Origin of the sequence: Burkholderia sp. AU19243, assembly GCF_018148075.1 — a bacterium.
Lineage (GTDB): Bacteria > Pseudomonadota > Gammaproteobacteria > Burkholderiales > Burkholderiaceae > Burkholderia > Burkholderia latens_A.
The window spans coordinates 15,369-28,612 of record NZ_JAGSTV010000005.1; the positions used below are offsets into that span (position 1 = coordinate 15,369).

A 13,244-nucleotide genomic window follows, 5' to 3' on the forward strand; every position below is an offset into this window, starting at 1 on the left:
CGTCCTTACGATTGCGGTTTCTCGACGATCACGCGGCGGTTGTCGCGCGCGATCACGCGCATCGGCACGTGTTGCTGGACCAGCGAGTCGTACTGGCCGGGCGGCATGATCGCGAGCGCATGGGGTTCCTGCTTCCAGCGTTCGATCCATTGGTCGACGGTCGGGATCCACTTGTTCGGCTCGACCGAAATCCCGAACGAGAGCTCGTCCTTGCGCTGGACCATGATCGTCGTGTGGCCCATGTAGAACGGGAATGTGTGATCGAGCATCTCGATCGAGTAGAACGGCGTGTCCGGCGGCAGCTTCGCGAGTTCGGCGCGCACCGCGGGCGCGAGCAGCGCGCCGGAGCTGTAGCGGCCGAACTCGTCGTGTCCGGTGCCGCCGATCGTGCCGAACGCGAGCCACGCGGCGCCGAATGCGGTGATCGCGGCCGCGACGCCCGCGCGGCGGTTCAGCCATGCGGCCGCGAGCGTGAGCGCACCCGCGACTGCGAGGCCCACGTAAAGCCAGACCTGGAACGCGCGGTACAGCGCGTTCGGTGTGCGTGCGTCGCCCTGGTATGCGAGCGCGATGATGCCGAATGCCGCGGCGACGAAGAACACCAGATAGCCGAGCAGGTGACGGCGGAACTGCTCTGCGCTCATCAGCGGCAGGTACGCGCCGATCATCAGCGCGAGCGCCGGCGCGACCGGCAGCACGTACGAGATCAGCTTCGAATGCGACGCGCTGAAGAACAGGAAGATGAACGCGCTCCAGATCAGCAGCACGAGCATCGGCGAGAATCCGTTCGGCTGGCGCGGCATGCGCACCGCATGGCGCACGCTCTGCCATGCGACCGACAGCCACGGCAGGAAGCCGACCAGCAGCACCGGCACGAAGTAGTAGAACGGGCCCGGACGATTCTGTTCCGGCGTCAGGTAGCGGCGGAACTGCTGGACGATGAAGAAGAAGTTGAAGAACTCCGGGTTGCGCTGCTGGACAAGCACGAACCACGGCGTGACGATCGCGAAGAAGATCACGAGGCCGCTGACCAGATACAGCCGCTTCCATAGCGCCCAGTCGCGCGCGATCAGTGTATAGAGCACCAGCACGGCGCCGGGCAGGATCAGCCCGACGAGGCCCTTGGACAGCACGGCGAACGCCATCCCGGCCCAGCACGCCCACATCCAGCCGCGCACCGCACCGGCGCGCAGGCCGGGCCGCTGCGCGAGCAGCAGCGCGCACAGCGACACCGCCATCCAGAACGCGAGCCCCATGTCGAGCGCGTTGAAGTGGCCCATCAGGTTCCAGTACGGCGAGCACGCGAGCACGACCGCCGCGAGGAAGCCGGACAGCGGGTTGAACAGGCGCGCGCCGGTGAAGCCGACGAGCAGCACGCCGGCGAAACTCGCGAGGCCCGTGTAGAGCCGCGCCTGCCATTCGCCGATCCCGAACCATGCGAAGGTCAGCGCGTTCAGCCAGGTTTGCAGCGGCGGCTTCTCGAAGTACTTGTAGCCGTTGTAGCGCGGCGTGATCCAGTCGCCGGTGACGAACATTTCGCGCGCCATTTCCGCGTAGCGGCCTTCGTCGCTCGGGATCAGATGGCGCAGGCCGAGCGGCGCGAACCAGACGATCGCGAGCGCGGCGAGCAGGAGGACGAACGTGATGCGGTTGAGCGGTAGCCTCGACGGCGTATCGTTCATGGATTTTCAGCCTGTTGGTTATTGTGACGGGCGGCCGGCGCTTGGCGCGGGCGGCGGGCGGCCGGGCGGGTCGGATCCGGGCGATGTTCCGGGGATCGACCCGAGGCGCCGGCCGCAGTTTTACCGCATCGGCGATTAACGTTCAATTAAGAGCGCGGCGGCGACTTTGCGGCCCTCGGCCATCAGGATGTTGTAGGTGCGGCACGCGGCCTGGAAATCCATCGTTTCGACGCCGATCCGCCGGGCTGTCAGCGCGGCCACGAGTCGCGGATGCGGAAAGCGCAGCCGCGCGCCGCTGCCGAAGATCACGAGCTCGGGCGCCGGGTCGAGCAGCATCGCGAAGTGCTCGGGCGCGAGCGCGTCGAACGACGACACGGGCCAATCGCGCACTGGTGCGCCGGGCAGCACGATGACACTTGCTTCGTGGCGCTGGAGGTTGACGTCGACATAATCGGGGCCGTAGCCGGTAACGGTGTTGAGCGCGCCGCTCGAGTCCTGGTGCAGTTTCAAATCGGTATTCCGCGGTTCCGTAGGGGGAATGTCTGACATGGGCCAACCGGGCCCGGGCGGCCGGTTTCATGCCCGGCGCGCGCGGGACGCCTGTCGGCGCGGGCCCGGAGCGGCCATGGTGCATTGCGAAAGTCGGCCAAAATCCGCTAAATTATAACTTTTTGGTCGCCTGCGGGCGTCCCTTGCGTCGTGCGCCGCCACAAGCCGCGTCCGGCCGCCGCTTTTTCCCAGTCTAGACAGCGCGCGCAGACCGGCCGCTCTCCAGTTTTGATCCCGTCCCCCGGCCGCAAGGCCAACCCAGGAACCGTGTTGTCGTGAAACCGATTCAGAAGTCGAACAAGCTGCTCAACGTCTGCTACGACATCCGTGGCCCGGTGCTCGAGCACGCAAAGCGCCTCGAGGAAGAAGGCCACCGCATCATCAAGCTGAACATCGGCAACCTCGCGCCGTTCGGATTCGACGCGCCGGACGAGATCATCCAGGACATGATCCGCAACCTGCCGGCGTCGTCCGGCTATTCGGATTCGAAGGGCGTGTTCTCCGCGCGCAAGGCCGTGATGCACTACACGCAGCAAAAGGGCGTCGTGGGCGTCGGGCTCGACGACATCTACATCGGCAACGGCGCATCCGAGCTGATCGTGATGGCGACCCAGGCGCTGCTGAACGACGGCGACGAAGTGCTGCTCCCCGCGCCCGATTATCCGCTGTGGACGGCCGCCGTGAGCCTGTCGGGCGGCACGCCCGTGCACTACGTGTGCGACGAGCAAAACGCGTGGATGCCCGACCTCGACGACATTCGCCGCAAGATCACGCCGAACACCAAGGCGATCGTCGTGATCAACCCGAACAACCCGACCGGCGCGCTTTATTCCGACGAATTGTTGCTCGAGTTGCTCGAGATCGCGCGCCAGCACGGGCTGATCGTGTTCGCCGACGAGGTCTACGACAAGATCGTCTACGACGGCCTCGAGCACACCGCGCTGGGTTCGCTGTCGGAAGACGTGATCACGGTCACGTTCAACAGCCTGTCGAAAAGCTACCGGTCGTGCGGCTACCGCGCGGGCTGGATGGCCGTGTCGGGTCTCGGCGGCGACAACCGCCGGCGCGCGAAGGATTACCTGGAAGGGCTCGGGATCCTGTCCTCGATGCGCCTGTGCGCGAACGTGCCCGGGCAGTTCGCAATCCAGACCGCGCTCGGCGGCTACCAGAGCATCAACGAGCTGATCGTGCCGAGCGGGCGCCTTTTCAAGCAGCGCGAACTCGCATACGACATGCTCACGTCGATTCCCGGCGTGACGTGCGTGAAGCCGCAGGCCGCGCTGTACATGTTCCCGCGCCTCGATCCGAAGCTCTATCCGATCCAGAACGACCAGCAGTTCATCCTCGACCTGCTGCTCGAGGAGCGCGTGCTGCTTGTGCAGGGAACGGGCTTCAACTGGGCGGCGCCGGATCACTTCCGCGTGGTCTTCCTGCCGAATCTCGACGATCTGGCCGATTCGATCAACCGGATCGCGCGCTTCCTCGACGGCTACCGCAAACGCCACTCGGTGTGAGCGGACAGGGCCTCCCGGCATTCACTCATTCTTACTCATCGATCACACGCAGCATGGAACCGATCAAAGTTGGCCTGTTGGGCTTCGGCACCGTCGGCAGCGGCACCTTCACGGTGCTGCACCGCAACCAGGAAGAAATCAAGCGACGCGCGGGGCGCGGCATCGAGATCGCGCGCATTGCGGTGCGCAACCCGGCCAAGGCGCAGGCCGCGCTCGGCGCTCACGCCGGCACCGCGCAGATCACCGATGACTTCAACGCGGTCGTCGACGATCCGTCGATTTCGATCGTCGCGGAGATGATCGGCGGCACGGGCATTGCCCGCGACCTGGTGCTGCGCGCGATCGCGAACGGCAAGCACGTCGTGACCGCGAACAAGGCGCTGCTCGCCGTGCACGGCACGGAGATCTTCGAGGCCGCACGCGAGAAGGGCGTGATGGTCGCGTTCGAAGCGGCCGTCGCCGGCGGCATCCCGATCATCAAGGCGCTGCGCGAAGGTCTGACGGCCAACCGCATCCAGTACATCGCGGGCATCATCAACGGCACGACGAACTACATCCTGTCGGAAATGCGCGACCGCGGCCTCGACTTCGCGACGGCGCTGAAGGCCGCGCAGGAGCTCGGCTACGCGGAAGCCGATCCGACCTTCGACATCGAAGGCGTCGATGCCGCGCACAAGGCGACCATCATGAGCGCGATCGCGTTCGGCGTGCCGGTCCAGTTCGACCGCGCATACGTCGAAGGCATCAGCAAGCTCGACGCGACCGACATCCGCTATGCGGAAGAACTCGGTTACCGGATCAAGCTGCTCGGCATCGCGCGCCGCGCCGCGAACGGCATCGAGCTGCGCGTGCACCCGACGCTGATTCCCGAGAAGCGCCTGCTCGCGAACGTCGAGGGTGCGATGAACGCGGTCGTCGTGCACGGAGACGCGGTCGGCACGACGCTGTACTACGGCAAGGGCGCGGGCGCGGAGCCGACCGCGTCGGCGGTCGTCGCGGATCTCGTCGACGTCACGCGCCTGCACACGGCCGATCCCGAGCATCGTGTGCCGCATCTCGCATTCCAGCCGGACAGCCTGTCGAACACGCCGATCCTGCCGATCGACGAAGTGACGAGCGGCTATTACCTGCGTCTGCGCGTGGCCGATCAGACCGGCGTGCTTGCCGCCATCACGCGCATCCTCGCCGAATCGGGCATCTCGATCGACGCGCTGCTGCAGAAGGAGTCCGAGCAGATCGAAGGCGCGAATGGCGAGACCGACATCATCCTGATCACGCACGAGACGGTCGAGAAGAACGTCAACGCAGCGATCGCGCAGATCGAGAGCCTGGCGACGGTGGTCTCGAAGGTAACGAAGCTGCGCATGGAAGCGCTGAACTGAGGACCAGGAACGACATGAACTACATCTCCACGCGCGGCGCCGGCATCGGCGAGCGCCATACGTTCTCCGACATCCTGCTCGGCGGCCTCGCGAAGGACGGCGGGCTGTACCTGCCGGCCGAGTACCCGAAGGTGTCGGCCGACGAGCTCGCGCGCTGGCGCACGCTGCCGTACGCGGATCTCGCATTCGAGATCCTGTCGAAGTTCTGCGACGACGTCCCGGCCGACGACCTGCGCGCGATCACGCGCCGCACGTACACCGCCGCCGTCTACAGCAACACGCGCCACGGCGAAAACGCGTCCGACATCACGCCGCTGAAGACGCTCGGCACCGAGAACGGCACGGCGCTGTCGCTGCTGGAACTGTCGAACGGCCCGACGCTCGCGTTCAAGGACATGGCGATGCAGCTGCTCGGCAACCTGTTCGAATACACGCTCGCGAAGCACGGCGAGGCGTTGAACATCCTCGGCGCGACGTCGGGCGATACCGGCAGCGCGGCGGAATACGCGATGCGCGGCAAGGCCGGCGTGCGTGTGTTCATGCTGTCGCCGCACAAGAAAATGAGCGCGTTCCAGACCGCGCAGATGTTCAGCCTGCAGGATCCGAACATCTTCAACCTCGCGGTCGAAGGCGTGTTCGACGACTGCCAGGACATCGTGAAGGCCGTGTCCAACGATCACGCATTCAAGGCGCGGCACAAGATCGGCACGGTGAACTCGATCAACTGGGCGCGCGTCGTCGCGCAGGTCGTCTACTACTTCAAGGGCTATTTCGCGGCGACGACATCCAACGACGAGCGCGTGTCGTTTACGGTGCCGTCGGGCAACTTCGGCAATGTCTGCGCGGGCCACATCGCGCGGATGATGGGCCTGCCGATCGCGAAGCTGGTCGTCGCGACCAACGAGAACGACGTGCTCGACGAGTTCTTCCGCACCGGCGCGTACCGCGTGCGCAGCGCCGAGAACACGTATCACACGAGCAGCCCAAGCATGGACATCTCGAAGGCGTCGAACTTCGAGCGTTTCGTGTTCGACCTGCTGGGACGCGATCCGGCGCGCGTGATGCAGCTGTTCCGCGACGTCGAGGAGAAGGGCGGGTTCGACCTCGCGGCGAGCGGCGATTTCGCGCGCGTGGCCGAGTTCGGCTTCGTGTCGGGGCGCAGCAGCCATGCCGACCGCATCGCAACGATCCGCGACGTGTTCTCGCGCTACGACACGATGATCGATACGCATACGGCCGACGGTGTGAAGGTCGCGCGCGAGCATCTCGATGCGGGCGTCCCGATGGTCGTGCTCGAGACCGCACAGCCGATCAAGTTCGGCGAGACGATCCGCGAGGCGCTCGATCGCGAAGCCGAGCGTCCGGCCGCGTTCGACGGGCTCGAGGCGCTGCCGCAGCGCTTCGAGGTCGTGAAGGCCGACGCGCAGCAGGTGAAGAACTTCATCGCCGCGCATACGGGCGCATAACCGCGCATCGGCGCGCACGACGTTGCACCGCGCCGCCGCGGGCAAGCCCCGCGGCACAGGACGGCCGGAATGCCGATTCGTCGAACGAGTCGGGGTTCCGGCCGTTTCGTTTGGCCATTGACGCGCGGCCAGCCGTGTTGCGAAACCGGCGCCGGTGCCGCGCGTTCGCGCCGATCACAGTTTTCGCATGACGGCCATATCGCACGTGGGCGCGACGGCGTCGCTACAATGACGTATTGACTCCAACGATCCCCGATTCCATCGATGTCGAACCCGAATCCCGCGGCGCCGCGCGCGCCGATGCTGTCGACCGCCGAGGCGCTCACGGCGCTGCTCGATGCCGCGCAGCCGCTGCCCGGCACCGAAACCGTCGCGACGCTCGATGCGCTCGGTCGCGTGCTGGCGGCCGACGTAAGCTCGCCGCTCGACGTGCCGCCGATGCACACGAGTGCGATGGACGGCTACGCGGTGCGTGTCGCCGATCTGCTGCACGGCGAGCGGCGCCTGCCGGTGTCGCAGCGGATTCCGGCCGGTCATCCGGCCGCACCGCTTGCCGCGGGCACGGCCGCGCGGATCTTCACCGGCGCGACGGTGCCGCCGGGCGCCGATGCCGTGGTGATGCAGGAGCAGACGGCGGCCGACGGCGACGCGGTTGAAATCCTGCACACGCCGAAAGCCGGCGAGTGGATCACCGCGCAGGGCGCGGACATCCGCCAGGGGGCGGTGATCCTGCCGGCCGGCACGCGGCTCACGCCGCAGGCGCTCGGTCTTGCCGCGTCGGTGGGTTGCGCGCAGTTGCCGGTCGCGCGGCGGATTCGCGTCGCGGTGTTCTTCACCGGCGACGAATTGACGATGCCGGGCGAGCCGCTGAAGCCGGGCGCGATCTACAACTCGAACCGCTTCACGCTGCGTGCGCTGCTGGCGCGGCTCGGCTGTCACGTGACCGACTACGGGATCGTGCCCGACTCGCTCGCCGCGACCCGCGATACGCTGCGCGAAGCCGCACGCGATCACGACGTGATCCTGACGAGCGGCGGCGTATCGGTCGGCGACGAAGATCACGTGAAACCGGCGGTCGAGGCCGAAGGGCGGCTCGCGCTGTGGCAGATCGCGATGAAGCCCGGCAAGCCGCTCGCGTATGGCGCGGTGCGTCGCGGCGACGGCCGCGCAGATGCGCACTTCATCGGGCTGCCCGGCAACCCGGTATCGAGTTTCGTCACGTTCCTGCTGTTCGTGCGGCCGTTTCTGCTCCGCCTGTCCGGCGTGCGCGACGTTGCGCCGCGCGCGCTGTCGCTGCGCGCGGACTTCTCGCAGAGCAAGGGCGACCGGCGCAACGAATTCCTGCGCGCGCGCATCAATGCGGCCGGCGGTCTCGATCTGTTCCCGAACCAGAGTTCGGCGGTGCTGACGTCGACGGTGTGGGGCGACGGCCTGATCGACAATCCGCCGCAGCACGCGATCAGCGCGGGCGAGACCGTGCGTTTCATTCCGTTTTCCGAACTGCTGTCGTAACGCGACGGCTTCCCGACCATGAAGATCCAGCTGAAATTCTTTGCAAGCGTGCGCGAGGCGCTCGGTGTGTCCGACGAGCAGGCCGACGTGCCGGACGGCGTGGCGACCGTCGGCGACGTGCGTGCGTGGCTGCGGCTGCGCGGTGGCGCGTGGGCCGAGACGCTTGCCGAAGGGCGCGCGCTGCGCATGGCGTGCAATCACGAGATGACCGATCCCGGCACGCGCCTGACCGACGGTTGCGAGGTCGCGTTCTTTCCACCGGTGACGGGCGGCTGAGCGTTGCATGTGGCCCGACTAAATCGGGTCGACTGCGAAGCATGGGACCGGAGTAAGCGCTAAAGCGCTAACTCCGATCGACCGCGAAGCATGGGATCGGAGTAAGCGCTAAAGCGCTAACTCCGATCGACAGAGACAGACAATGGCTACGGTACGAGTACAGACGGACGATTTCGACCTCAGCGCAGAAGTCGCGGCATTGCGTGCGCGCAACCCGAAAATCGGCGCGGTCGCGTGCTTCGTCGGCACGGTGCGCGACCTGAACGAAGGCGATTCGGTCGCCGCGATGGAGCTCGAGCACTATCCGGGGATGACCGAGAAGGCGCTCGAGAAAATCGCCGCCGACGCCTGCCGCCGCTGGCCCGGGATCGACGTCGCGATCGTGCATCGGGTCGGCCCGCTGCTGCCGCTCGATCAGATCGTGATGGTCGCGACCGTTGCGTCGCATCGCGGCGACGCGTTCGCGTCCTGCGAGTTCGTGATGGACTACCTGAAGACCGAGGCGCCGTTCTGGAAGAAAGAAACCACGCCGGACGGCGAGCGCTGGGTCGATGCGCGCAGCAGCGACGATGCGGCGCTCGCGCGCTGGGGCGTCGAATCGGGCAACACGCGGCGATGAGCGCGGCGGCCACATCGTGCGACGCCGTGCCGCGGTGAGCCGGCGCTGCTTCGCCGCGTTACGCGTCCGAATCGACGCCGCGGCCGATGATTCGGGTCGGAAAAGGCTCGCCGCGCGCGCGTGACGGCAGCGCATGCGGATCGTCGCTCGTGTCGCGGCGGCGCGGCGCGATTGCGTCGAGCAACGCCTGCTGCTCCGGCGGAATCTGGTAATCCCAACCGAAGCGGCTCAGCTGCAGGCTCTGCGCGATCCGCAGCGCCGGTTCCATGAAGCGGACGGCCGCCGCCGGCTCGTAGCGGGCCTCCACGGTCCTCAGGAACAGCGACAGCCAGCGGCTGAAGTGTGCGGGCTCGATTCCGTCGAGCGGCTGGTGCGCCTGCTGCACGTTGCCGCGATAGCCCTTGGTGCCGAGCACGAGGCTCGACCAGAAGCTGACCATCTTCGGCAGATGCTCGTCCCAGCGGCCTTCGAGCTTCGCGTCGAATACGGGGCCCAGCAGCGGATCGGCGCGCACGCGATCGTAGAACGCGTACACGAGCTCGCGGATGTTGTGTTCGGTGGGTTCGGCGTCGCGCGGGCGGGCCGGCGCGGTATCGGACGAAGCGGGCAGGACAGTCATGGCAAAAAGGGCCGGGAAAATCGGAATATGGGCGACGGGGCCACAACGCGCCGGGTGGCACGGCACTGCGGACAATGCGTGGGACGCCGGTCGGATTTTGACGCAAAATAGCGTCCACCCAGGCAAGAATAATGCGTAGATTGAATGCATCTTATTGCGCGCGGGCGGTTCCGGCAACCCCGGGCCTTCAGATGGTGTCGGGCAGCCGGCCCGGCGTGCGTCCGGATTGACCCGGTTTGCGTAATCGCGGCACGATCAACAACTTTCCGTATTCGCTCATGAGACTCACCGACTACACCGACTACTCGCTGCGCGTCATGCTGTACCTTGCCGTGCGCGGCGAGGGGCTCGCGACGATCCAGGAGATCTCGGACGCCTACGGCGTGTCGAAGAACCATCTGATGAAAGTCGTCCAGCAGCTCGGCGAGCTCGGTTGGGTCGATACCGTTCGCGGGCGCAACGGCGGGCTGCGGTTGTACCCCCATTCGCTGCAGCTGACCGTCGGCCAGGTGGTGCGCGCGACAGAGAACGATTTTGCGCTGGTCGGCTGCTTTGCGGCCGACGGCGAGTCGCGCGGCTGCGTGATCGAGCCGCAGTGTCGTCTTAAGGGCGTGCTGGCGGCCGCGCGCGATGCGTTCTTCGCGGAACTCGATCGTCATACGATTGGCGAGTTGGCGGTGCCCGCGTCGCCGCTCGTCACGTTGCTCGGTATTCGTCCGGTCACGCCCGTGCGCGGCGCCGCGTCTGACGGCGACGCGCAAGTGTCAGCCGAAGCATCGTCGAAGGCCTGACACGCCTGCACCGCACCGCTCGTCCCGCTGCAGTGCCCGGCGAGGGCTGCGGCGCGCCCGCCTGCCAATTTTTGCGCTGAATCAACCGGAATTCCGCTTGAAACCCGTATAACCATCCTCATCTTGGTGTTAATCGAAAATTGGAGGTCTCACTCAATGAGAATCGACAAGCTCACCACCAAGTTCCAGGAAGCACTCGCGGACGCGCAAAGCCTCGCGGCTGGCCGCGACAATCAATACATCGAACCCGTTCACGTGCTCGCGGCGCTGGTCGCGCAGCAGGACGGCTCCGCCCGCTCGCTGATGTCGCGCGCGGGCGTGCACGTGCAGGCGCTGCAGGGCGCGCTGAACGAAGCCATTTCGCGCCTGCCGCAAGTGACGGGCACGGGCGGCGACATCCAGATCGGCCGCGAGCTGGCCGGGCTGCTGAATCAGGCCGACAAGGAAGCGCAGAAGCTCAACGACACGTTCATCGCGAGCGAGATGTTTCTGCTTGCCGTGTCCGACGACAAGGGCGAAGCCGGCAGGCTCGCGCGCCAGCACGGTCTCACGCGCAAGTCGCTCGAAGCCGCGATCGCCGCGGTGCGCGGCGGCTCGCAAGTGCATAGCCAGGACGCGGAAAGCCAGCGCGAGGCGCTGAAGAAATACACGGTCGACCTGACCGAGCGCGCGCGCGCGGGCAAGCTCGATCCGGTGATCGGCCGCGACGACGAAATCCGCCGCTCGATCCAGATCCTGCAGCGCCGCACCAAGAACAACCCGGTGCTGATCGGCGAGCCGGGCGTCGGCAAGACCGCGATCGTCGAAGGGCTCGCGCAACGGATCGTCAACGGCGAGGTGCCCGAGACGCTGAAGGGCAAGCGCGTGCTGTCGCTCGACATGGCCGCGCTGCTCGCCGGCGCGAAATACCGCGGCGAGTTCGAGGAGCGCCTGAAGGCCGTGCTCAACGACATCGCGAAGGACGAAGGCCGGACGATCGTGTTCATCGACGAGATCCACACGATGGTCGGCGCCGGCAAGGCCGAAGGCGCGATGGACGCAGGCAACATGCTGAAGCCGGCGCTGTCGCGCGGCGAGCTGCACTGCATCGGTGCCACCACGCTCGACGAATACCGCAAGTACATCGAGAAGGATGCCGCGCTCGAGCGCCGCTTCCAGAAGGTGCTCGTCGACGAGCCGAGCGTCGAGGCGACGATCGCGATCCTGCGCGGGTTGCAGGAGAAGTACGAGTTGCACCACGGCGTCGACATCACGGACCCGGCGATCGTCGCGGCGGCGGAGCTGTCGCACCGCTACATCACCGACCGCTTCCTGCCTGACAAGGCGATCGACCTGATCGACGAGGCCGCATCGAAGATCAAGATGGAAATCGATTCGAAGCCCGAAGAGATGGACAAGCTCGATCGCCGGCTGATCCAGCTGAAGATCGAGCGCGAGGCGGTAAAGAAGGAGCAGGACGAAGCGTCGCAAAAGCGCTTGCAGTTGATCGAGGAAGAGATCGAGCGCCTCGGCCGCGAGTATGCGGACCTGGAAGAGATCTGGACCGCCGAGAAGGCCGCGGTGCAGGGCAGCGCACAGCTGAAAGAGGAAATCGAGAAAGTGCGGGCCGACATCGCGCGTCTGCAGCGTGAAGGCAAGCTCGAGAAGGTCGCCGAACTGCAGTACGGCAAGCTGCCGCAACTCGAGTCGCAACTGAAGCAGGTCACGCAGGCCGAAGAGCAGGAGCAGCACAACCCGACGCGTCCGCGTCTGCTGCGCACGCAGGTCGGTGCGGAAGAAATCGCGGAAGTCGTGTCGCGCGCAACCGGGATTCCGGTGTCGCGGATGATGCAAGGCGAACGCGAGAAGCTGCTGCACATCGAGGAAAAGCTGCACGAGCGCGTGGTCGGCCAGGACGAGGCGATCAGCGCGGTGGCCGATGCGATTCGGCGTTCGCGCGCGGGGCTCGCCGATCCGAACCGTCCGTACGGCTCGTTCCTGTTCCTTGGCCCGACGGGTGTCGGCAAGACCGAGCTGTGCAAGGCGCTGGCGTCGTTCCTGTTCGACTCGGAAGAGCACCTGATCCGCATCGACATGAGCGAGTTCATGGAGAAGCACAGCGTCGCGCGACTGATCGGCGCGCCGCCGGGCTACGTCGGCTACGAGGAAGGCGGCTATCTGACGGAAGCCGTGCGCCGCAAGCCGTACAGCGTGATCCTGCTCGACGAGATCGAGAAGGCGCATCCGGACGTGTTCAACGTGCTGCTGCAAGTGCTCGACGACGGCCGCATGACCGACGGGCAGGGCCGCACGGTCGACTTCAAGAACACGGTGATCGTGATGACGTCGAACCTCGGCTCGCAGGTGATCCAGGCGATGACCGGTTCGCCGCAGGAAGAGATCAAGGACGCGGTGTGGCTCGAAGTGAAGCAGCACTTCCGTCCGGAGTTCCTGAACCGGATCGACGACGTCGTCGTGTTCCACGCGCTCGACCGCAGCAACATCGAGTCGATCGCGAAGATCCAGCTGGCGCGCCTGCACGACCGGCTCGCGAAGCTCGACATGGCACTCGACGTGTCGCCGGCGGCGCTCGAGCAGATCGCGAAGGTCGGCTACGATCCGGTGTTCGGCGCGCGGCCGCTGAAGCGCGCGATCCAGCAGGAGATCGAGAACCCGGTCGCGAAGCTGATCCTCGCGGGCCGCTTCGGTCCGAAGGACGTGATCCCGGTCGACGTCAACGACGGCCAGTTCGTGTTCGATCGCGTCGTGCACTGATCGACGGTAGCCGCTCGCATGCCCGGTTCACACCGGGCGCGCAAAAACAAACACCCCGCTTCGGCGGGGTGTTTGCATAT

Annotated in this window: 11 protein-coding genes; 8 read left to right on the forward strand and 3 right to left on the reverse strand. The window is 66.3% G+C overall.

Annotated elements, in window-relative coordinates; translation table 11 throughout:
- Positions 1-5: 5 nt before the first annotated feature.
- The gene (locus KDW55_RS11390) at positions 6-1,682 is read right to left on the reverse strand and encodes a glycosyltransferase family 39 protein (protein WP_040144320.1); all 1,677 of its coding nucleotides are present in this window, start codon (positions 1,680-1,682) and stop codon (positions 6-8) included.
- 135 nt (positions 1,683-1,817) lie between these two features.
- Positions 1,818-2,192 (reverse strand): Mth938-like domain-containing protein, encoded by a 375-nt coding sequence (locus tag KDW55_RS11395; RefSeq protein WP_212160602.1) that lies wholly within the window; start codon positions 2,190-2,192, stop codon positions 1,818-1,820.
- Between the two features lie 314 nt (positions 2,193-2,506).
- Between KDW55_RS11395 and KDW55_RS11400 the strand changes: the two genes are divergently transcribed.
- From KDW55_RS11400 to moaE, 6 genes are all read left to right on the forward strand, one after another.
- Positions 2,507-3,745: a pyridoxal phosphate-dependent aminotransferase gene (locus KDW55_RS11400; protein WP_040144318.1), complete on the forward strand. Its 1,239-nt coding sequence runs from the start codon at positions 2,507-2,509 to the stop codon at positions 3,743-3,745.
- 53 nt (positions 3,746-3,798) lie between these two features.
- Positions 3,799-5,127 (forward strand): homoserine dehydrogenase, encoded by a 1,329-nt coding sequence (locus KDW55_RS11405; protein ID WP_069241459.1) that lies wholly within the window; start codon positions 3,799-3,801, stop codon positions 5,125-5,127.
- 14 nt (positions 5,128-5,141) lie between these two features.
- Complete coding sequence (gene thrC, locus KDW55_RS11410; protein ID WP_069241458.1) at positions 5,142-6,593, forward strand: threonine synthase; 1,452 nt, start codon at positions 5,142-5,144, stop codon at positions 6,591-6,593.
- A 264-nt stretch (positions 6,594-6,857) separates the two neighbouring features.
- Entirely contained in the window at positions 6,858-8,105 is a 1,248-nt protein-coding gene (gene glp / locus KDW55_RS11415; protein ID WP_059547607.1) for a gephyrin-like molybdotransferase Glp, read from the forward strand.
- Positions 8,106-8,123: 18 nt separating this feature from the next.
- Entirely contained in the window at positions 8,124-8,381 is a 258-nt protein-coding gene (gene moaD / locus KDW55_RS11420) for a molybdopterin converting factor subunit 1 (protein ID WP_040144314.1), read from the forward strand.
- 142 nt (positions 8,382-8,523) lie between these two features.
- Positions 8,524-9,000 carry a molybdopterin synthase catalytic subunit MoaE gene (moaE, locus tag KDW55_RS11425; RefSeq protein ID WP_040144313.1) on the forward strand — a complete coding sequence of 159 codons (477 nt, stop codon included), beginning with the start codon at positions 8,524-8,526 and terminating at the stop codon, positions 8,998-9,000.
- Positions 9,001-9,058: 58 nt separating this feature from the next.
- Here the strand turns inward: moaE and KDW55_RS11430 are convergent, their stop codons facing one another.
- Positions 9,059-9,619 (reverse strand): group III truncated hemoglobin, encoded by a 561-nt coding sequence (locus KDW55_RS11430; RefSeq protein WP_069241457.1) that lies wholly within the window; start codon positions 9,617-9,619, stop codon positions 9,059-9,061.
- A gap of 278 nt (positions 9,620-9,897) precedes the next feature.
- Here KDW55_RS11430 and KDW55_RS11435 point away from each other — a divergent pair, with 278 nt between their 5' ends.
- On the forward strand, positions 9,898-10,410 hold the full coding sequence (locus KDW55_RS11435; protein ID WP_040144311.1) for an Rrf2 family transcriptional regulator: 513 nt from the start codon (positions 9,898-9,900) through the stop codon (positions 10,408-10,410).
- A 156-nt stretch (positions 10,411-10,566) separates the two neighbouring features.
- Complete coding sequence (clpB, locus tag KDW55_RS11440; protein WP_040144310.1) at positions 10,567-13,164, forward strand: ATP-dependent chaperone ClpB; 2,598 nt, start codon at positions 10,567-10,569, stop codon at positions 13,162-13,164.
- The last annotated feature ends 80 nt before the right edge of the window (positions 13,165-13,244 follow it).

What these genes read in the sequence shown, in the direction of transcription:
- moaD (WP_040144314.1), top strand. Translation starts at nt 8,124, where the DNA reads ATGAAGATCCAGCTGAAATTCTTTGCAAGCGTGCGCGAGGCGCTCGGT.
- thrC (WP_069241458.1), top strand. Translation starts at nt 5,142, where the DNA reads ATGAACTACATCTCCACGCGCGGCGCCGGCATCGGCGAGCGCCATACG.
- KDW55_RS11435 (WP_040144311.1), top strand. Translation starts at nt 9,898, where the DNA reads ATGAGACTCACCGACTACACCGACTACTCGCTGCGCGTCATGCTGTAC.
- clpB (WP_040144310.1), top strand. Translation starts at nt 10,567, where the DNA reads ATGAGAATCGACAAGCTCACCACCAAGTTCCAGGAAGCACTCGCGGAC.
- glp (WP_059547607.1), top strand. Translation starts at nt 6,858, where the DNA reads ATGTCGAACCCGAATCCCGCGGCGCCGCGCGCGCCGATGCTGTCGACC.
- KDW55_RS11430 (WP_069241457.1), bottom strand. Translation starts at nt 9,619, where the DNA reads ATGACTGTCCTGCCCGCTTCGTCCGATACCGCGCCGGCCCGCCCGCGC.
- KDW55_RS11405 (WP_069241459.1), top strand. Translation starts at nt 3,799, where the DNA reads ATGGAACCGATCAAAGTTGGCCTGTTGGGCTTCGGCACCGTCGGCAGC.
- KDW55_RS11390 (WP_040144320.1), bottom strand. Translation starts at nt 1,682, where the DNA reads ATGAACGATACGCCGTCGAGGCTACCGCTCAACCGCATCACGTTCGTC.
- moaE (WP_040144313.1), top strand. Translation starts at nt 8,524, where the DNA reads ATGGCTACGGTACGAGTACAGACGGACGATTTCGACCTCAGCGCAGAA.